The organism is Glycomyces sp. NPDC050141, assembly GCF_055586545.1.
In genome coordinates, this window is the sequence record NZ_JBVJHZ010000027.1 from 62,855 (window position 1) to 79,392 (window position 16,538).

24 protein-coding genes are annotated in these 16,538 nt (G+C 68.2%); 17 read left to right on the top strand and 7 right to left on the bottom strand.

Annotated elements, in window-relative coordinates; genetic code table 11:
- Nucleotides 1-185: 185 nt before the first annotated feature.
- Nucleotides 186-575, bottom strand: coding sequence for a hypothetical protein (locus tag ACZ60M_RS16890; protein ID WP_465419038.1), 390 nt, complete (start codon nucleotides 573-575; stop codon nucleotides 186-188).
- Nucleotides 576-620: 45 nt separating this feature from the next.
- Nucleotides 621-896, bottom strand: coding sequence for a hypothetical protein (locus tag ACZ60M_RS16895; RefSeq protein WP_270116960.1), 276 nt, complete (start codon nucleotides 894-896; stop codon nucleotides 621-623).
- Nucleotides 897-1,283: 387 nt separating this feature from the next.
- Between ACZ60M_RS16895 and ACZ60M_RS16900 the strand changes: the two genes are divergently transcribed.
- Entirely contained in the window at nucleotides 1,284-2,096 is an 813-nt protein-coding gene (locus tag ACZ60M_RS16900) for a hypothetical protein (protein ID WP_465419040.1), read from the top strand.
- A gap of 1 nt (nucleotide 2,097) precedes the next feature.
- Here ACZ60M_RS16900 and ACZ60M_RS16905 read toward each other — a convergent pair whose 3' ends face one another.
- The 3 genes from ACZ60M_RS16905 to ACZ60M_RS16915 are packed head-to-tail and all read right to left on the bottom strand — an operon-like array spanning nucleotide 2,098 to nucleotide 3,379.
- Entirely contained in the window at nucleotides 2,098-2,331 is a 234-nt protein-coding gene (locus tag ACZ60M_RS16905) for a hypothetical protein (RefSeq protein ID WP_465419042.1), read from the bottom strand.
- A gap of 9 nt (nucleotides 2,332-2,340) precedes the next feature.
- Nucleotides 2,341-2,835, bottom strand: a complete 495-nt coding sequence (locus ACZ60M_RS16910; protein WP_465419044.1) for a hypothetical protein — start codon at nucleotides 2,833-2,835, stop codon at nucleotides 2,341-2,343.
- 19 nt (nucleotides 2,836-2,854) lie between these two features.
- Complete coding sequence (locus ACZ60M_RS16915; RefSeq protein ID WP_465419046.1) at nucleotides 2,855-3,379, bottom strand: hypothetical protein; 525 nt, start codon at nucleotides 3,377-3,379, stop codon at nucleotides 2,855-2,857.
- A gap of 159 nt (nucleotides 3,380-3,538) precedes the next feature.
- On the opposite strand from ACZ60M_RS16915, the gene ACZ60M_RS16920 reads away from it, so the two are divergent.
- The 15 genes from ACZ60M_RS16920 (at nucleotide 3,539) to ACZ60M_RS16990 (ending at nucleotide 13,848) form a co-directional block, all read left to right on the top strand.
- The gene (locus ACZ60M_RS16920; RefSeq protein WP_465419048.1) at nucleotides 3,539-3,886 is read left to right on the top strand and encodes a type VII secretion target; all 348 of its coding nucleotides are present in this window, start codon (nucleotides 3,539-3,541) and stop codon (nucleotides 3,884-3,886) included.
- Nucleotides 3,887-3,890: 4 nt separating this feature from the next.
- Nucleotides 3,891-4,421, top strand: coding sequence for a hypothetical protein (locus ACZ60M_RS16925; RefSeq protein WP_465419050.1), 531 nt, complete (start codon nucleotides 3,891-3,893; stop codon nucleotides 4,419-4,421).
- A gap of 23 nt (nucleotides 4,422-4,444) precedes the next feature.
- On the top strand, nucleotides 4,445-5,140 hold the full coding sequence (locus ACZ60M_RS16930; RefSeq protein ID WP_465419051.1) for a hypothetical protein: 696 nt from the start codon (nucleotides 4,445-4,447) through the stop codon (nucleotides 5,138-5,140).
- Between the two features lie 117 nt (nucleotides 5,141-5,257).
- The gene (locus tag ACZ60M_RS16935) at nucleotides 5,258-6,010 is read left to right on the top strand and encodes a hypothetical protein (protein ID WP_465419053.1); all 753 of its coding nucleotides are present in this window, start codon (nucleotides 5,258-5,260) and stop codon (nucleotides 6,008-6,010) included.
- On the top strand, nucleotides 6,007-6,312 hold the full coding sequence (locus ACZ60M_RS16940; protein WP_465419055.1) for a hypothetical protein: 306 nt from the start codon (nucleotides 6,007-6,009) through the stop codon (nucleotides 6,310-6,312). The genes ACZ60M_RS16935 and ACZ60M_RS16940 overlap by 4 nt, the downstream gene beginning before the upstream one ends.
- Nucleotides 6,313-6,326: 14 nt before the next feature.
- A complete protein-coding gene (locus ACZ60M_RS16945; RefSeq protein WP_465419056.1) occupies nucleotides 6,327-7,298 on the top strand; it encodes a hypothetical protein in 972 nt (323 codons plus the stop codon).
- A complete protein-coding gene (locus ACZ60M_RS16950) occupies nucleotides 7,295-8,638 on the top strand; it encodes a hypothetical protein (RefSeq protein WP_465419058.1) in 1,344 nt (447 codons plus the stop codon). Before ACZ60M_RS16945 ends, ACZ60M_RS16950 begins: the two co-directional genes overlap by 4 nt.
- A gap of 84 nt (nucleotides 8,639-8,722) precedes the next feature.
- On the top strand, nucleotides 8,723-10,312 hold the full coding sequence (locus tag ACZ60M_RS16955; RefSeq protein ID WP_465419059.1) for a WXG100 family type VII secretion target: 1,590 nt from the start codon (nucleotides 8,723-8,725) through the stop codon (nucleotides 10,310-10,312).
- Between the two features lie 15 nt (nucleotides 10,313-10,327).
- The gene (locus ACZ60M_RS16960; protein ID WP_465419061.1) at nucleotides 10,328-10,666 is read left to right on the top strand and encodes a hypothetical protein; all 339 of its coding nucleotides are present in this window, start codon (nucleotides 10,328-10,330) and stop codon (nucleotides 10,664-10,666) included.
- 124 nt (nucleotides 10,667-10,790) lie between these two features.
- On the top strand, nucleotides 10,791-11,189 hold the full coding sequence (locus tag ACZ60M_RS16965) for a YbaB/EbfC family nucleoid-associated protein (RefSeq protein ID WP_465419063.1): 399 nt from the start codon (nucleotides 10,791-10,793) through the stop codon (nucleotides 11,187-11,189).
- Between the two features lies 1 nt (nucleotide 11,190).
- Nucleotides 11,191-11,505 (top strand): type VII secretion target, encoded by a 315-nt coding sequence (locus ACZ60M_RS16970; protein ID WP_465419065.1) that lies wholly within the window; start codon nucleotides 11,191-11,193, stop codon nucleotides 11,503-11,505.
- Nucleotides 11,506-11,517: 12 nt separating this feature from the next.
- On the top strand, nucleotides 11,518-12,228 hold the full coding sequence (locus tag ACZ60M_RS16975; protein WP_465419067.1) for a hypothetical protein: 711 nt from the start codon (nucleotides 11,518-11,520) through the stop codon (nucleotides 12,226-12,228).
- 129 nt (nucleotides 12,229-12,357) lie between these two features.
- The gene (locus tag ACZ60M_RS16980; protein ID WP_465419069.1) at nucleotides 12,358-12,945 is read left to right on the top strand and encodes a hypothetical protein; all 588 of its coding nucleotides are present in this window, start codon (nucleotides 12,358-12,360) and stop codon (nucleotides 12,943-12,945) included.
- A gap of 33 nt (nucleotides 12,946-12,978) precedes the next feature.
- A complete protein-coding gene (locus tag ACZ60M_RS16985) occupies nucleotides 12,979-13,272 on the top strand; it encodes a hypothetical protein (protein WP_465419070.1) in 294 nt (97 codons plus the stop codon).
- Between the two features lie 93 nt (nucleotides 13,273-13,365).
- Nucleotides 13,366-13,848 (top strand): hypothetical protein, encoded by a 483-nt coding sequence (locus ACZ60M_RS16990; RefSeq protein ID WP_465419071.1) that lies wholly within the window; start codon nucleotides 13,366-13,368, stop codon nucleotides 13,846-13,848.
- A gap of 176 nt (nucleotides 13,849-14,024) precedes the next feature.
- On the opposite strand, the gene ACZ60M_RS16995 is transcribed toward ACZ60M_RS16990, so the two are convergent.
- Both ACZ60M_RS16995 and ACZ60M_RS17000 read right to left on the bottom strand, forming a co-directional pair.
- Nucleotides 14,025-14,294 (bottom strand): hypothetical protein, encoded by a 270-nt coding sequence (locus ACZ60M_RS16995; RefSeq protein WP_465419073.1) that lies wholly within the window; start codon nucleotides 14,292-14,294, stop codon nucleotides 14,025-14,027.
- Nucleotides 14,291-15,364, bottom strand: coding sequence for a hypothetical protein (locus ACZ60M_RS17000; protein WP_465419074.1), 1,074 nt, complete (start codon nucleotides 15,362-15,364; stop codon nucleotides 14,291-14,293). Before ACZ60M_RS17000 ends, ACZ60M_RS16995 begins: the two co-directional genes overlap by 4 nt.
- A 349-nt stretch (nucleotides 15,365-15,713) precedes the next feature.
- Here ACZ60M_RS17000 and ACZ60M_RS17005 point away from each other — a divergent pair, with 349 nt between their 5' ends.
- Nucleotides 15,714-16,466, top strand: a complete 753-nt coding sequence (locus ACZ60M_RS17005; RefSeq protein WP_465419076.1) for a hypothetical protein — start codon at nucleotides 15,714-15,716, stop codon at nucleotides 16,464-16,466.
- Nucleotides 16,467-16,538 lie beyond the last annotated feature (72 nt).

Here is a 16,538-nt window from a genome sequence, read left to right on the forward strand (position 1 = left end):
CTGCGTAGGACCCTGCACGGGCGGGCTCGCCGAGCGGTGCGCCTTCACTGGCTCAGCCTTGAAGACTGCGTCAGCCAAGGCCGTGGCGTCGTCGCCGAGATCGCCGGACCGCTCCCGGTCCCGCACGGGCGCGGGCGGCCGGGGGGCGGAGAACTTGGCGACGGGCTGTCGGCGATCCTCGCCGCTCATAGGCGCTCCTCAGTTCGGACGGGCTCCACGAGTGTGGGCCGCAAGCGGATCGAACGGGTCGTGAACGCCGGTATCCGCTTCTCGTCGCCGGCGTCGCGCGTGTGCTTCCAGTCGGTGAGCAGCGTGCGGACGACGGTCGTCGCGGGGCGGTCGGAGTCGACGTAGCGGAAGATCAGCGAGGTGGCGACGAGGGCGAGGGAGATCTCGATGGCGGGGAAGAGGTCCACGTCGCCGGTGAAGGCCCAGCGGAGCAGCATGAACAGCGCGAGCAGCGCGGCGAAGGCCCCGTACTGCCCGTAGGGGAGGTGGACGGGGAGGGTGTACCCGGGAGGGCCGAGGTACAGCAGCCGGGCACGGTAGATGTCGTCGTCGGTGCGCAAGCGCATGGGCGTCCTCCGTCCGGCCTTACTTCAGGGGCAATGTGGGGGCTCTTAATCCTCGGAGCTGAAGAGGACGTCGACCAGGCCGCTGCCGACGGCCACCAGGACCACGGCTCCGGCGATGAAGGCGATGCCGATGATCGCGATCGTGGAGGAGGTGAGCACGCGGCTGACCTCGCCCTTGTTGGAGCGCGCGATGAAGATGAGTCCGAGGATCGCCAGGAGGATCGGGGCGATCTTCGACAGGAAGAACCCGATGATCCCCTGCGTATTGATCTCGGCGCCGGCCTGGGCGTGCGCGGCAACCGTCCAGAGTGTCTCGCTCATCATCGTCAGTCCCATCCTTCCGTCACAGGAGTCACTACAGTCTCACGTAACGCAATTTTCACTCATGTTTCTTGTCTCCCAACCCATTGCGGGGTCTGCCCTCATCATATGCCGCAGCCCTGACAGAACGCACCGTCGTCCTGCCGATGAGCGACTGCAAGCGCTGCCAGAAGACAGTGAATCCGATTCGCGGGGGAAAGGCAATCCGATGGACGCGATCACTCCGTGTCGGCAATCCGACACTAAACTCGGGGAGGCCGGTGTCCTACGCTCGGAGACGCCCCGGCACCGCACAATAGAGCCCGACGACGCGGCACCGTCCAGCACAACTGCATCCAGCCCACACCGCCGGCCACCAGGCCGAGCACCGACCTCGCGGAGACCATCATGGACTACATCGACGACATCGCCGGGCGGCTGACCGCCGCAGCGATCGCCTTCGCCGTCGCCGGTCTCGCCGTCGCCGCCCTCTCGGCCGCCGCCCTCGGCGGCGTCCGGGCCTCAGAGAAGTGGCCGTCTGCGCCCGTCCCGCGCTTCGGCCGCCCCGTCGTCATGACCGGCGCCCTGTTCGGCCTGGTCGTGTTCGCCCTCGCCGCCGCGCTGTTCTCCCTGGCGCAGTTCGGCACCGGGCTCAACGCGAACCTGCGCGTGCTCCTCGCCGTCGGCGTCGACCTCGCCGCCCTCGCGCTCGGGCTGTGGCTGGTGAGCTACGTTGCGGGGAACGTCGAGATGCGAACGCTCATCAACGTTCCCGACCAGCCGGTGAACCCGCCGCCGATCCCGGTGTCGGGCGACCCGACCCGCTACCAGATGCCGGACTACACGGAGACCCCCATGGAACCCGAGCCCCAGGACTACCCGCACGCACCCGAACCGCGCCACCCCGGCTACGAACCGCAATCGCCGTACGCGCCCGACACGACCGCCACGGGCAGCCTCCCGTCGGCGCGCTCCAAAGTGCCGACCATCCCCACCGACACCCGGCCCGGCTGGGTCTTCCAGGACCGCGGCACCGGCGCGTACTACGCCGCCGTCGCCCAGAGCCGCGGCGGCATCAGCCTCCTCGCCCTCGACGACTTCACCGTCGCCCGCACGGCCTCGCTCGTCGGCCCGCTCGAACTCGTCGGCTCCGTCGAAGCGACCGTGTGGCCCTTGGAGAACGGCGAGAACGGCCGCACGGAGGCCGAAGCCGAACGCTGAGTCAGCGCGTGGTCGGGTCGTCCATGATGCGGCTGTACAGCTCCGCGCACGCCTCGTCCTCGGTCGCGAAGACCTCCTCCGAGGACCGCTCGCCGCGCTGCGAGTAGTAGACGGCCCAGCCGTCCTCCCGCTGCTCCAGCGTGTGGTTCTCGTTCGGCAGCCCGCCTTCGAGCCAGTACATGTCCTCGCGGACGCCCTCCGCTTCGAGCAGCCGGGCGAGCTCGTCCCGCTTCACCGAGCGGCCTCAGGGAAGGCGGTTGAAGGAGCCGAAGTCGTTCTCGCTCGGCGCCGGCACCCGGAGCTCCCACGCGCTCCCGTCACGGCTGACGAGCGCATGCGTCGAGCCGAACGCGGTCAAGTCGGCGTCGAGGTCCTCGGGCACGACCTCGGCCGCCGCCATCGCCCGCTCCAGCCAGGTCAGGAACCGCAGGAACCGGCCCCAGCTGCGGAAGTCACCGACCGGCCGCAGGCCGCCGACCACGTGCCAGTCGGTCGACTGCGCGCCGACCTCCTTGAGCTTGAACAGGCCGCCCCTGGCTGGAGGTTCGGGCTCCTCCAGGCACCACACCGCGCCGTCGCCGCCCTCGAAGTAGTAGATGTCGACGAATGCGGCCTCACCGCCCGCGCCGACCACCGGGCGCAGCGACCCCGCTTCGACGAGCCGGTCCACCGCCCGCAGCGTGGCGCGGTAGTCCTCCCAGCCGCGGAAGCCGTTCACCGGATCGAGTTCGGAAGTCATGCTGTCGGCCTCTCCTTCACTAGCTCAGCGGCCCGAGCGAGGTGACCCATCCCGGCTGGATGTCCCTGGTCGTGAACATTACTTGGTTGCCTCCCCCGCCCAGGGTCAGTCCTGAGCCGTCCGTCGCGGTCTGCGGCGCGGCCCTGCCCTCGAAGAACGTGACGCCCTTGGGAAGCCGGACCATCGACAGCTCGTCCTGCGTGCCGCCCCATTCGGGCAGGATCGCGAGGTCCTCAGTGGCCTGGGCGCTGGACGTCGGGCGGTTGCGGGTCCAGAAACCGCCGATCTGGCCGGCCGATCCGCCGTGCGCGCGGTAGAGCACCGTGCTGTCGTCGGTGGTCGTGACCTTCTTGTAGTCGCCGTTCAAGAACGTCGCGGCCTGGCTCGGACGCGGATCCGGGACCTTGTCCGGCGGGGTGATCGGCGGACTCGGCGGAGGCGGCGGGGCGCTCGGGGCGGCGGGGGGCGCCGCTGGCGGTCCGGAGCCGGTCGGTTTGCGCGCGCTGCTCTTGGGCAGGCTCGATGAGTGCTTGCTGGTCGTCAACAGGGGTCCTTCCGCGGGGGTTCCGGAAGCTTCCCCTGCAATGTAGAGGACCCGTGCCAAATGCGGAAGCACCGGAGATACCCCGTTTTTCGGCGGCCGACGCGGAGCGCGCGTGTGTTAATTTGAGGCTGAGCACCGCTACCCCCACGGAGGCTTGCCATGTTCGGACTCGTGCAGGTCGAGAGCCAGTCGATACGCAGCGCCTCGACCCAGATGAAGCAGTATGCGTCCCAAGCGAAGAGCCTCCCGCAGAGCGCGGTCCAGGCCGCGCAGCGGGCCGAGAGCGCCAACCGCGGGTTCATGTGCGCCGACGGCGCGAAGGACTTCGCCGACGACCTCGAAGAGGACATGCAGGACCTCCACGACCACTGGGAGGACACCGCCGAGGTCCTCGACGACATCGCCGACCACTGGGACCGGGCCGACGAGGACGCCGCAGGCGACTTCAAACCCATCGAGTCCGACCTCAACGGCTTCAAAGTCCCCACGATCCCCGGCGGGGTGTGACCCGGTGCCCACCTTCCAGCAGTGCATCGACGCCAACCCGACCGAGCTCATGTCCCTCGGCGTCTCCATCGGCTCCGCCGCCGCCCAGCTCACCCAGCTCGGCGCCTCCTACGGCCAGACCGTCGCCGGGCTCGCCGCCTCCTGGCAGGGCAAGGACTACCAGGAGCTCATTAAATGGTCCGTCGAGGTCGCCGCGTTCATCGGCCGCAGCGACGCCGCCATGCTCACCTGCGCTGGCGCCCTTGAAGGCACGGGCGCGGCCCTCATGGCCACCTGCACCGCCATGAAAGCCACCAAGCAGGCCGCCGAAGGCATCGGCTACCGGGTCCTGCCCACACCGTTCGTCATCCTCGGCCCCAGCCAGTGGTCCCAGGTCTCCTCGGCCGGGCCCGGCGCCCCGGCCGTCCTCGCCGCCTACCAGTCCGGCGCGATCGCGTTCACCACCGCGCTCGTCTCCATGTACACCGCCGTCATCGCCCAGGACACCGCCGGATACGCCGTCATCCGCACCGCCCTCGCCCTCAGCCCCTCCTAGCCAGCGCCTCTTAGGAAGTGACGATGACCGAGCCGTTCCAGTTCCAAGCCCCCGACGACTACGAGCGGCGCATCGAGGACGCCCGCGCCGCCCTCGACGTGGTGCCCCGCAACGAGAACTGGGCGAACGCCCAGCGCCTCCTCACCGACCCGCCCAGCCGCGAGGAAATCGAAGCCGCCCAACGCGAAGCCCAGAAGGCCATGGCCGCGCTCGCCGAGTTCCAGCAGGCCCGCTACACCGGCCGCGACCCCGACCAGACCACCGAGATCGTCATCGACACCGCCGGGCAGCTCCGCGAACTCGCCTTCGGCGTCGACGCCGCCCGCCTCGGCAACCACGGCCTTGCCGACGCCATCGGACTCGCCTGGGCCGACGCCGAAGACGCCCGCGCCGAAAGCCAAGGCGCGTACGCGACCCGCACCGGCGCCCTCGGCGGCGGTTCGACCCCCGCCGAGCAGGTCCTCGCCGCCATCGAGTTCGCCGTCTCCGCCCGCGAACACGAGCGCTTCGAAGCCGCCACCGACGACGGGCTCGGCAAACTCGCCGTCAACCTGCGCGGGCGCCTCACCGGCATCGTCTTCCTGAAGAACAACGTCCTCAACCTCACCGACCGGCACACCCTCGCCGAACAGCTCACCGCCGCAGTGAACCGTGCCCAAACGGCCGCCGGACAAGTCGTCGGCGAGATCGCCGCCGTCCACTACGCCCGGTTGGGATAACGGCCGCCGCGCCGGTGAGCTGCCCGAACGGCCGCGCCTACGGCCCGCGCAGCGGTGCGTCCGACGCGAGTTTGTTCGGTATTGTCAGGGTGACGTCCACCGAAGTGAGCCGCCACTGTGACCGAACCCGGCCAGATTTTCACCGACATCGATGAATATGTGACGCTGCGCCTCGACGGTGACAAGATCATCGTCGCGGTGACGGCCGCCGGTTTCCGCCAGCCCCCCAGCACCATCGCGCGCCTCGTCACCGAACTCGCCGCGCAGCTGCCCCGCCCCGGCGCCGAAGCCGACGCCGCAGTAGCCAACGGCATCAAAGCGATCGGCGAACTCCAGCAGGCCGCCGCCACCGGCGGCTACGAGGCCTTCGCCGCCATGATGCGCGGCCGCCTCGGCATCGACGGCCACACCGGCGGCGTCGGCCCCGCCGCCACCCTCAGCCGCGACCCCGAACACGACCGCGCCCTCGCCGGACACCTCGACGGCGTCCTCAAGACCATGCGCGCCGCCCAGACCGCCCGATCCAAGCCCGACCCCGACAACGCCGACCTCACCGTCCACAGCGACGAAGGCGACCTCTCCGTCACCACCAGCCCCGAACGCGCCGTCGCCCGCGTCTGGATCGAACCCGCCGCCCGCCAGCGCGGCCTCGACGGCCTCGGCCAGGCCCTCACCGACCTCATCGCCCGCGCCCGCGACGACCTGCGCCGCAACGCCGAAGCACGCGCCCGCGGCGCCCTCCCCGCCGACCTCGCCCGCAAGACCGAAGAGGCCCCCGCCGCCGCCGACCGCGCCGCCCGCACCACCGGCGACATGGCCGCACGCATCCAGGCCCTCAGCGACAGCATCCAGCGAAAGGCAGAACGATGACCCGCGTCTTCGACAGCGAATTCGTCCGCCGGCTCGGCGCCGACATCGAGGCCAACGTCGTCCCGATCCTGGAGAGCACCGACCAGTACCTCCAGGTCATGAGCGAGATCGACCGCGGCCTCTACACCACCGTCACCCTCCCCATGGCCGCCGCGTACTCCATCGCCACGTCCACCGTCGCCGAGTCCATGGCCGGAGCCGCCGAATGCTTTCGCGAGGTCAACGCCGCACTTGACGCGTGCGCGCAGGATATGGACGACACCGACGAAGCCTGCGCCACTGCGTTCGGCGCGAACGGATAGGAGCGGAGGGGGACATGTCCACGGGGCAGAGCATCATGGAGGCCGGGGAGGCGATGGCCGGCGAGTACAACGCCGTCATCAAGAGCTGCGCCATCGGCATCGCCATGCCCGCCATCTCCTTCGGGCTCTCCACGCAGGCGCTGGCCACCGTCGTCTACCTCAACCAGTGCAACCCCGGCGACATCATGAAGGGCGCCGGGGCCTGGATCGCCTTGGCGGAGAAGAACCTCGAAGCGGTCGAAGCGCTCCAGGCCGAGGTCGACAAGGTCGACGACGAGCACTGGTCCGGCGACGACGCCGAGGCGTTCAAAGCCGCTTCCGCTGACGTGAAGGCCCAGCTCACCCAGCTCGCCGTCAACGCCTACCTGGTCGGCGCGCAGCTCCTCGCGTTCGCCGTCATGCTCACCGTCTTCTGGCTCTTCCTCACCGCCGCGACCGCGATCATGGTGGTGTACTTCGGCGCCTACGCCGCCGCACTGGCCGGGGTCGTCTCCTCCATCGGCGCCCCCGCGATCATGGCCAGCGCCAACGTCACCGCCGCCGCGCTCCTCGCCACCGCGAAGAGCTTCGAGGCCACGCTCATCTCGATCTCGACCGGGTGCGCGGCGATCACCGGCGCCATGTCGATCTTCACGTTCGCGTTCCAGAAAGCCAAGGGCAACCCGGTCTCCCCGCTCGACATCGCCGGGGCGGGCCTGACCAACATGATCGAGGGCCTGCTCGTCTACGGCCTCAACGCGGCCACGATGACCTCCGGCGGGAGACACGCCACGGGCGCGATGACGAGCGGCTGGGCGTTCGCGGGCCATACGGTGCAGGCGCTCTCGGCGGTGTTCCCCACGTACAAGGGCGAAGACGAAGGGGTCGCCGGAGGCTTCGACGGCGGCGGGCCGCTGCTCGGCGCCCCCGACTCGCTGCTGAACTGGCTGTGGGAGGACAACGCCCCCGAGTCGATGAAGAACCCCGAAGACCTGGACTGGTCGTGATCGCCTCCTTCAGCCCGGTCTTCCGGGCGCCGAAGCGAGGCTGGAGCGTCGCACCGATCGGCGAACCCCGCCCGGCCGCGAACGGCGGGACCCTCGACCTGCGGCTCGGCTGGTGCGCGGGACGCTGGCTGATCACCGACCCGGCGAAGCGGCTGCAGATCGCCCTCGACCGCGAGAAGTCCGGCGATCCCGTTGCGAGCGACGGCTTCCTGCGCTCGAGCCTCGTGCCGGTCGTCCTCGTCGACGGCGAACCGGTCGCGACCGGATGGGGCCGCATCCGCCTCCCGCTCGCGGCCGGGCGACACCTCGTCGAAGTCCAGACCCAGCACTCGCGGGCCTGGCGGGCGGTCGACATCAGCGCTGGCGGCACGGCGAAGATCGACTACATCGGGATGCTCGGCGAAAGCCACCGCGCGTACGGCGACGGCGAACTGCCCCATGCCCTCCGCGAACTCACCGGATACGCGATCGGCCCGCGCGGCCGCCTGAACTACTTCCAGTACCTGCCAGCGCATGCGCGCGAGCGGCTGGGATTCCCGCTCACCCTCTTCACGCTGATCTTCCTCGGCCCGTTGGCGTTCACCCTGCTGCTGCTTGGCGTGCCGATGGCGCTCGCGATCGGCGGCTGGATCGGCATCGGGGCAGCGCTCGCCGCCGGATGGGGCATCCGGGTCGCCTGGACCTACCTGCGCGCCAACCGCCTCGGCCCTGAAGCGCCGCTCGCGGTCGGCGGCACGACCGTGCTCGACGGGGACGGGCCGGTCCCGGAACCGGGCCCCGGCGCTGGCGGCATCCTCATCGACGCGCGCTTCCTGAAGGCCGATCTCGCCTCAGCCGAGCTCGCGTTGCAGCTGCCCGAGGGCCAGCGGGTCATCACCCGCAGCCAGGGCAAGACCCTCGACGCGATCGGCGAGATCGTCCCGGTCCGGCACCGGTACGCCGTGCCGCCGCCGGAACTCCTCCTTGACGGCGTCCCGTTGGGGGCCTTCTGGACCCGCATGTGGCTGGAGATCCCGCCGGGAACCCACAGGCTCGAAGTGCGCACACCTTTGCCACCGCTCCCGGTCGAAGGCGAGGCGCACGAGCCGCACCAGGCCGCCGCTCAGATCAATCTCAGCCCAGGTGAAGTCGCTCGAATCGACCTGGCGGTGACGGTGACGGCAGTTCCCGACCCCGTTCGCCCGGTACTGCGCCTGTGGCACTGCAAGATCGAGAGGCTCGATCCGGCGAAGGCCTCCGATCCTCAGGCCGCCCCGCGCGCGGACGTCCGAGGCGGGTTGCGACGCGCGATCACCGGCCGGTACTGGGAAACCGGGGACGACGCCCCGCCCAAGCAGTGACGTGGTTCTAGCGGTTCCATCGTTGGCGTCCTGTTGCTACCGTGAAGGCAACCGGTCACCCCTGAAGGCGCGAGGTGCGTATCGATGAGCGACAACTCGATCGAGTCCTATGATGGCCTCGACGCCGCCGCCCCCGCCATGGGCGCCCCCGCGTTCGGCGATGTCGCGGCCGGCGGTGCCGCGCCGCCTCCTCCGCCCCCGCCGGACAACACCGGGATCGTCCCGCCGCCCGTCGACCCCGGGCGTCCGGCCTGCTCGAACGCCAACTGCGGCAACCCGACCGAGCACCCGGCGGAGAAGGACTGGCAGCAGCTCATGTCGGCCGTCCCCGTCGAACGCCAGCTGTACCGCTTGCGCCCCAAGGAAGCCGGGATGGCGTTCCCGACAGAATCCGACTTCCGCGCCGCCGTCGCGGCCGTGCGTCCCGAGTACGCCGACGCGCACTCGCTCGAGAAGCTCCGCAACGCGTGGACCGACAACGTGTCCGGGAAGCTCGCCGACTGGTCCGAGCAGATCAAGTCGAACCTGAACGACCTGGCAGAAGGCTGGTCCGGCACCGACTTCGACGCCTTCGAGGCGGCCTGCACCCAGACCCGCGAACTCGTCGACGACCTGATCGAGGACGTCGACGCCACCGTCGCCAACCTCCAGTCGACCGAGGAGGCCCTGTACTCGATCCAAGGCGGCGGTTCGGGCGAGATCCCTTACCCCGCACCGCAGTTCTGGATCGACGGCGACTGGCACAGCTGGGTGTCCGTGCACGTCAGGCCGGCCTGGTGGCACGGCGACTGCATCGAGTACACCTGCCAGGACGCCGAGCACGTGCTCGCCCTCGGCGGGGCCGAACCCGAGCTCGCGACCGAGGTCATCGACTACATCGACGAGCGCATCCTCCACTACATCGACTACTACGCGAGCCCGGTGAACATCGAGCGCGACGGCCTCGACCCTTCGAAGGGCCTCACTGTCGTGGAGGCCAAGGAACTCGCCGTTACCGACGCGATGGAGCACTACGGGACGCTCGTCGAATCGAGCTGGGGCGCGTACGACGCCCGCCAATCCGAATCCAATGAGGACATTCAGCAGCGCAGTATGGACACCGACGCCGAGGACCGGTCCGTCCGGACCGTGCGCAGCGACAAGGAGTACCCGGCGTCCGCCGACCCTGCGTACATGACCCTCGAGTCCCCGGCGATGGAGCAGCCCACCGGCACCGCGCAGCCCATGGCCAGTGAGGACCCCTCCCTCGACCCGCCCGCGGGCGAGACCCCCGAACCCGACCAGCCCGCCCCCGAACCCGACCCCGACCCCGACGACGAAGAGGACCCGAGCGGCGGCCTCGCCTCCGGCGGCTCCAGCACCACCCCCGGCGGCGGTTTCGGAGGCGGAGGTGGCTTCGGCGGCGGCGCCGCACCCTCAACCGCTGCAACAGGTTCCGCTGGCGCCTACGGCAGCTCGATGGGAGGCGCAGCCCTCGGGACAGCAGCGGCCGGAGCCGCCGCTGCCGCACAGGCCGGCCCCCGCTCCTCGACGTCCATGATGGGCGGAGGCGGCGGTGCCGGGGCCGGGCGCGGCATGGGCGGGGACGACAAGGAGCGCGAACCCGACGTCGACCTGGTCGAGGACGAGAACATGTGGGGCTTCGTCAACGAAGACGACGACCCCTACGCGTAGAGAAGGAACCCTGACATGTCCACGCGCGCATTCGATCCCGCCGCCCTCGAACGCTACCGGCAGTTCCTCGCCGAACGCCTCGAAGAGCTCGAGAACGAGATCATCCCGTCCCTCTCCGAAGGCGACCTGAAGAAAGCCCCCGCTTTCGGCACCGCCCCCGGCGCCGCCGAGAACGCCGCCCTCGAATACGCCGACTTCCACGCCACCACCTGGCGAAACCTCCAATACCTCCGCGGCACCCTCCACGGCCTCATCAGCGGCCTCCAAACCGCAATCGACACCGGCGGCACCGTCGACCAGCAGATCGCCACCGACATGACTCGCCTAACCGAAGGCGACGACCTCTACGCCTGACGCCTGGCGTGACTGGGGTGCAAGCCTTCCTCCATTGCAAGCATTGCTCACCTATAGTCAGTGGCTGAATCTTCTAGAGGGCCTACCTCCTGAAGCCTCAGGCCCCAAGCGGAACGGAGCAGCGATGGACAACCCGTTCGCGAATATTCGAGGTCCCGGGGATGCTCGCGCGGCCCTGGCTGACTGGAAAGAACGCGCCGACCGCCGAGCAGCCGACGCTATCGCGGCTTCCGAAGCGGTGCAGGCCGTCACGGCGGTGGGTCAGGACGACAACGGCGTAGTATCCGTCACTCTGAACTCCTCCGGCGCCATCACCGCCGTCCACTTCGAGCCATCGCTCACTCGCATGCAGGCCCGGCATGCAGAGCGGCAGTTCATGCAGGCGTACGAGAACGCTGGAAAAGCGCTCCTGGAGGCAGCCAAAGCCGCGGTCGAGGAACGTCTGTCGCCAAGTTCCCCGACCGCGAAAGCCTTGGTCGACAGCATCAAGATGCGCTTCCCTGAAAACGAGGAGGAGCGCTGACATGGCCGCCGATGTCGACGTCGTCTCCGAAGACCTCGTCACTCACGCCTCGAATATCGATTCGATCCGGGATCGTTTCGCAAACGTGCTCTCCGCCATCGAATCGGTCTCGCAGGACAACGAGGCCTACGGCATCATCTGCCAGTTCCTTCCCCCGGTGCTCGCCGGTCGCCAGGAGCGACACAAGCAGCTCACGACGATGGCCCAGGACAACCTGGAACGCCTCGCGCAGGCATTGCGCGATACCGCCGATGCCTACGAGTCGGCGGACGAGGCCACCGCAACGGAGCATGGCCGGCTCCTGAACGAGCTGTAGGGGAACGCCTTCATGAGTGACCTCGTTGCGACCGAGTCCGATGTCAGCCAGGCGGGCAAGAACGTTGCCGGGGCGGGCATCATCGAGTCCTACAACGGCCTCGCAATGGCCATCGACTCCGGGTCCTGGATCGACGCGTCGGTCGCCGGGATCGGCGCCGCCCTCGAAACCGTCGGCGCGGTCATCGACCCGATCGGCACCCTCGCCTCTGCCGGTGTCGGCTGGCTGATCGAGCACGTCGAACCGCTCACCGAAGCGCTCGACATGCTCGCCGGCAACCCCGATCTCGTCAACGCGCACGCGATGACTTGGGACAACGTCGCAGACGAGCTTTTCGCGATGTCCGAAGAAATGGCCGCGTTCATCGACGGCGACATCGAATCATGGGACGGCCGGGCTGCGGACGCTTACCGCGACAAGGGCGACATCAACTCGGACGCACTCGGCTGTCTCGGCGGCTTGGCCCTGTCGCTCGGCACCGCGACGCGCGGTGCCGGGGAGCTCGTGACGATGGTCAGGGAGTTCGTGCGCGACTTCGTGGCAGAGTGCATCGGTTCGCTCATCGCCTGGGCCGCCGAAGTCGCGTTCACCGTCGGCATCGGTGCGGCCTGGGTGATTCCCAAAGCGGTCATCAAGATCACCGAATGGGCCGGGAGGATATTCGGCTGGATCACCGGACTCATCGATTCGATCTCCGCCCTCAACGACCTCCTGAACGGATAGCGACAGCCACCCATGCGCAGATTCATCATGCAAGTCGCATTCGTTCCGATCGTGCTCTCCCTGGCAGGCTTGCACGTCCGAAGGAAGCGGCGCGACCGCCGGGCCGCCAATGCCGCTGGAAACGAATCGATGGCGACGGACACTGAGGGCCGTATCGTCGAAGGGCAGATCCCAGGTGGCACCACACCGGGCCAGTCCACGACTCCAGGCCAGTCCACGACCCCGGAGACCACATCCGACCGGCCGCCCGTCCTCGACCCGCCGGCAGGGTTCGCGAACAAGGCCGAGTACGAAGCGTTCCGCAACCGCCTCAACGAAGGTCTTCGAGACGCCGGATACGGTGACGCCAGGCCGATCCTGCAGGGCAGCGGCACCGACGGATTCAGCCACAACCCGAGCAAACCGCCGAATACGCCGTTCGATGCCAGGGGCTACAACACGAGCGACTACGACATCGCCATTGCGAGTCCGTCCCTCATGGACGCCGCACGGCAGAACGGCGTGGGCACCCGTTCGGGGGGCACCCGGACCGGTCCGCTCACCAGGTCGGAGCTGAGGGAACTGGGCCTGCTCGGCCTGCAACAGGATCTCAAGCGCATGGCAGGTGGACGGAAGGTCGACTTCATGGCGTACCAGGACGGCCAATTCGCGGTTGACCGAGCTGACGGGCCCAGCACCTCGATGGCGCCGCCATACGGGTACATGCCCAAGTCCTAGCGATAGTCTTTTCACCGAGAGCGAGGTTTGGAAATGAAGCACCTGTACGGGGTGAAAGCGGGCAGTCCCGCCGAGGTCGCGTCGGTCCTCGAAGGGGTCCTCGGGCATGTCCTCCAAGAGCGAGACAGTGCATTCTACGGGGATTACTGGCTCGCCGAATTCGGTGAGACCGAACTGCGGGTGGTTTCGCAGCGAGACCCGGCAGGAGAGCTGTTCGAAGAATCGTTCCCCGACCACCAGGTGCTGATCTACCTGGATACCGATGACCGAATCGACGAGATCGCCGGACTGCTCACCCCTGGCGGGATAGTCGAACTGCTCAGATGATGTCGCAACCCTGCCGAAAGGGTTCGTCGCACACCCCCGATGCGGGAAATCGGAATGGCCTGACGGACGTGCGGGCGCAGTTTGGATCGCCGAATGCTTGATTTTCCCGTTTGCCTGATCCCCGGCGTCGGTATCGAAGGGGCGCGGTTCGGGGAATCGCGGGCAGCGCACCGGGCGGCGCACGGGGAGTTCGAGCTGCTCGCAAGGGAACCGGGCGAGACCGTGGCCGACATCTACGTGCCAAGCATGATGGTGCTGGAGTACGACGAGAAGCACGAGCTCGTCTATCTCCAGGTCGCCAACAATCTGGCGACAGTGTTTTGGGAGGACGTGCAGCTCGCGGATGAGCCCGTTGAACAGGTTCGGACGGCGATGAGGGCTCGGGGCCACGAGCCGGTAACTGTCGTCAACGTGGATTTCTATCCGAAGCTCGGCCTTCGACTGGGAGTCGAATGGACCGACATGGGCGGCCCCAACGAAGACCGTGAAGGTGAGCTGGTCCGAGAAATCAGTCTCATCCAGGAGGAGACTCAGCTTGAGGAGCTCCAGCGCAGGATCCGAGAGAAGGATTTCTGACCGGCGGGTTTGATTGACGAAATCTGAAGGGGCCGACGCGAAGCGTCGGCCCCTTTATCGTGCAAGGAATCCGCAAACGGGGGCCGTGATCAGCGGTTGCAGGTTCGGAGATGGCATCGGCCCGGCGGAAAACCGCCGGGCCGATTCGCGTTCTGTGCTCGGTCCTCGCGGTTGGTTCAGCCGTCGCAGTCCTTGATGGCGTTGTTCCAGATTCGGATGGCTTCGGCGATGAGGAGTTCGCAGTGGACTCCGGCCCAGTCGGCTTCGATGGGGGCCGAGATGCAGAGGGCTGGGTGGTCGGTGTCGAGGCGGATGACGGAGCCGATCGCGATTGCGTCATCGCCTGCGGTGATGCGGGCGCGGGCTTGGATCGGGATGAGCGAGAAGCGAAGTGACCGCTCGGAGATCTCGATGATCTCGACCTGTTCTGGGGGTTCGTTGCTCATGCCGCGCCTCCGGTGCCGAGGATGATCGTGTGGTTGTGGTCGAAGACGTGTTCCCAGGCGGTCATGTAGGGGCGTGGGGATGGGCGCGTCGCGCTGTTGCGGACGGCGCGGGCGAGGTCGTGGCTGGTGCGGGTCTCACGGGCGGCGATCACTTGGCGGGCCGCGCGGGCGCCGTTGACTGCGGCAGCGAGCGCTGCGCCAGGTGCGGTTGTGGTTTGGTAGGGCGTGGGGCGGGCTTGGGTAGGCACTAGCGCAGGGATCGGTTGCGGTGCTTGGTGTTCTGGTGCCTTCTGGCGGGTGGTGAGGGGCCTGGGCATGGGGACGAGGCCGAGGGTGAACACCCATGCCAGCCAGTGGAGGGTCCAGGCGACGCGTTCGCGGAAGTAGGGCTTTTCCGGTGCGAAGTGTGCGGCGCGGAGCTCGGCGGACTTGACGATGAAGCGGTCGAAGGCGTCTTCGCGGAGTTTGGAGAACCGGTGCGGCGGCTCATCGGGTTCGGAGGGGACGGGCCGCCACCCGGTTGTGGGCGGGGGCCGGTCCGATCCACCGCCGCGGCGGTCGTTCCTGCGCGGCGGTTCATCTTGTGGTGGTTGAGGTTCGGGCCAGTCGGCGGTTCCGGGGAACCACGGGTTGTCGGGCCGCTTCCAGTTCTGGGCGGGGAGGGGGTCGGGGGTTTCGTCGCGGCGGTGGCGGCCGGTGCGTTCGTCTTTGTACCAGCCGGGGGACCCGTAGGGGCCGGGGTCGAACGGGTCGTGGGGGCGGTTCGAGTCGATGATCCAGGTGTCGCCGGGCTTGTGGCGCAGGTGCATCGGCTCGTAGCGCGGGCTGCGGGGGTCGGAGTCCGGAGCTTCGAGGTCGCAGCACTCGGGGTTGTGCTGGTACCGGTAGGCGCCGGGGCACATCGGGTCCGGTTCGCCGTCGGCGAGGAACAGGCGGCGGCCCGCCCAGTCGTAGTAGCCGTTGCCTTCACCCTGACCGGTGATCGTCACCAGGTCGGCACCGGGGCCGAGGTGGTCGTGCTGGTAGAACGGCTCTTGTACCAGGACGCGCATGCGTGCCTGGTTCACCATCGTCGCGTTTTGATGAGTTGCGCTACGCCTGTTTTCGCGTAGGGTGGGATAAGCCATGGGAGGCTCGCCTTCCTGGTTGAGAAGGTGGGCCGCCAATTCGATTGGCGTTGAGCGGGCGGCCCACCGGACCGTATTCAGTTGGGTTCAGCAACGTGCGCTTCGCACGTATCCCGAGGGTGACACACGACCCGGAACCGGTCAAGTGCGACACGCCGTCATGTACGAAAGTGTCTAGACGCGTACTAATTCTGGCTGGACTCTGCATCGCTCGGTGATCGAGAGCACCTCCCCCGAGCCGTTGCTTGGTACTTTGAATCGGTCACGAATCCACTACCCCCGTGGAGCAGTAATGACCGAAGAACGCCAACCCATCAAGATCGATACCGACACCGACGACTGGAAAGAAACCGCCGACAACGCGACCGGCACCTTCCGCCCGGTTGGTGCGATCATGTCCGCGCCCGGCCTCAGCCACCTCGAAAGCATCCGCAGCAACATCTGGGCCATGGGCGAAGGCGACGCGGCCACCATCGCCGGTTCCTGCGTGGGCATCACCGGTACGCTCCTGGACTTCGCCGCCAAGATCGGATCGTTCGGCTCGCCGTCCGCAGCCCTCCAGACCGTCGTCTCGATGGGCTTCGACATCGTCCTGGCCCTGGTGGAGCCCTTGGAGAATCTGCTGCACATGGTCAGCGGCGATCCGGGCGGCATGCGCGACACGATCGACCTCTGGGGCCGCATCGGGGAAGCGCTGCAACAGCTCTCCGGCGACACCTCCGAAGTCATCCCTGAGATCGCCGGATGGTCGACCGTCGACGGACAGGTCGCGAAGACGAAACTCGACGAGCTCGCGGCGACCCTGGACGCCCTCGGAAAGAACACGGGCGGCATCGAGCAGCTGCTGGGTCTGGCCCAGACGATGGCGGAACTCATCAAGGAAGCCATCAAGTGGGTGATCAGCTGGCTGATCACCAAGCTCATCGAATCGGCGATCGCCGGTGCCGCTGGTGCCGTCGTCACCTTCGGGAGTTCCGTCGCCGCGGCCATCTGCAAGATGGTCGGCGATGCCATCTCAGCAATGAACCTTTCTCAACCTGAGTGACGCTCTTTGTGGTTGAGAGCGGCGACCGCTCGGGCGATCTGGGTTGCCCGGTGTGGGTCGCAGCGGAGTTTC

What these genes read in the sequence shown, in the direction of transcription:
- ACZ60M_RS17005 (WP_465419076.1), top strand. Translation starts at nt 15,714, where the DNA reads ATGACCGAAGAACGCCAACCCATCAAGATCGATACCGACACCGACGAC.
- ACZ60M_RS16960 (WP_465419061.1), top strand. Translation starts at nt 10,328, where the DNA reads ATGTCCACGCGCGCATTCGATCCCGCCGCCCTCGAACGCTACCGGCAG.
- ACZ60M_RS16990 (WP_465419071.1), top strand. Translation starts at nt 13,366, where the DNA reads ATGCTTGATTTTCCCGTTTGCCTGATCCCCGGCGTCGGTATCGAAGGG.
- ACZ60M_RS16940 (WP_465419055.1), top strand. Translation starts at nt 6,007, where the DNA reads ATGACCCGCGTCTTCGACAGCGAATTCGTCCGCCGGCTCGGCGCCGAC.
- ACZ60M_RS16970 (WP_465419065.1), top strand. Translation starts at nt 11,191, where the DNA reads ATGGCCGCCGATGTCGACGTCGTCTCCGAAGACCTCGTCACTCACGCC.
- ACZ60M_RS16975 (WP_465419067.1), top strand. Translation starts at nt 11,518, where the DNA reads ATGAGTGACCTCGTTGCGACCGAGTCCGATGTCAGCCAGGCGGGCAAG.
- ACZ60M_RS16900 (WP_465419040.1), top strand. Translation starts at nt 1,284, where the DNA reads ATGGACTACATCGACGACATCGCCGGGCGGCTGACCGCCGCAGCGATC.
- ACZ60M_RS16965 (WP_465419063.1), top strand. Translation starts at nt 10,791, where the DNA reads ATGGACAACCCGTTCGCGAATATTCGAGGTCCCGGGGATGCTCGCGCG.
- ACZ60M_RS16985 (WP_465419070.1), top strand. Translation starts at nt 12,979, where the DNA reads ATGAAGCACCTGTACGGGGTGAAAGCGGGCAGTCCCGCCGAGGTCGCG.
- ACZ60M_RS17000 (WP_465419074.1), bottom strand. Translation starts at nt 15,364, where the DNA reads ATGGTGAACCAGGCACGCATGCGCGTCCTGGTACAAGAGCCGTTCTAC.
- ACZ60M_RS16955 (WP_465419059.1), top strand. Translation starts at nt 8,723, where the DNA reads ATGAGCGACAACTCGATCGAGTCCTATGATGGCCTCGACGCCGCCGCC.
- ACZ60M_RS16930 (WP_465419051.1), top strand. Translation starts at nt 4,445, where the DNA reads ATGACCGAGCCGTTCCAGTTCCAAGCCCCCGACGACTACGAGCGGCGC.
- ACZ60M_RS16910 (WP_465419044.1), bottom strand. Translation starts at nt 2,835, where the DNA reads ATGACTTCCGAACTCGATCCGGTGAACGGCTTCCGCGGCTGGGAGGAC.
- ACZ60M_RS16980 (WP_465419069.1), top strand. Translation starts at nt 12,358, where the DNA reads ATGGCGACGGACACTGAGGGCCGTATCGTCGAAGGGCAGATCCCAGGT.
- ACZ60M_RS16895 (WP_270116960.1), bottom strand. Translation starts at nt 896, where the DNA reads ATGAGCGAGACACTCTGGACGGTTGCCGCGCACGCCCAGGCCGGCGCC.
- ACZ60M_RS16995 (WP_465419073.1), bottom strand. Translation starts at nt 14,294, where the DNA reads ATGAGCAACGAACCCCCAGAACAGGTCGAGATCATCGAGATCTCCGAG.
- ACZ60M_RS16920 (WP_465419048.1), top strand. Translation starts at nt 3,539, where the DNA reads ATGTTCGGACTCGTGCAGGTCGAGAGCCAGTCGATACGCAGCGCCTCG.
- ACZ60M_RS16945 (WP_465419056.1), top strand. Translation starts at nt 6,327, where the DNA reads ATGTCCACGGGGCAGAGCATCATGGAGGCCGGGGAGGCGATGGCCGGC.
- ACZ60M_RS16890 (WP_465419038.1), bottom strand. Translation starts at nt 575, where the DNA reads ATGCGCTTGCGCACCGACGACGACATCTACCGTGCCCGGCTGCTGTAC.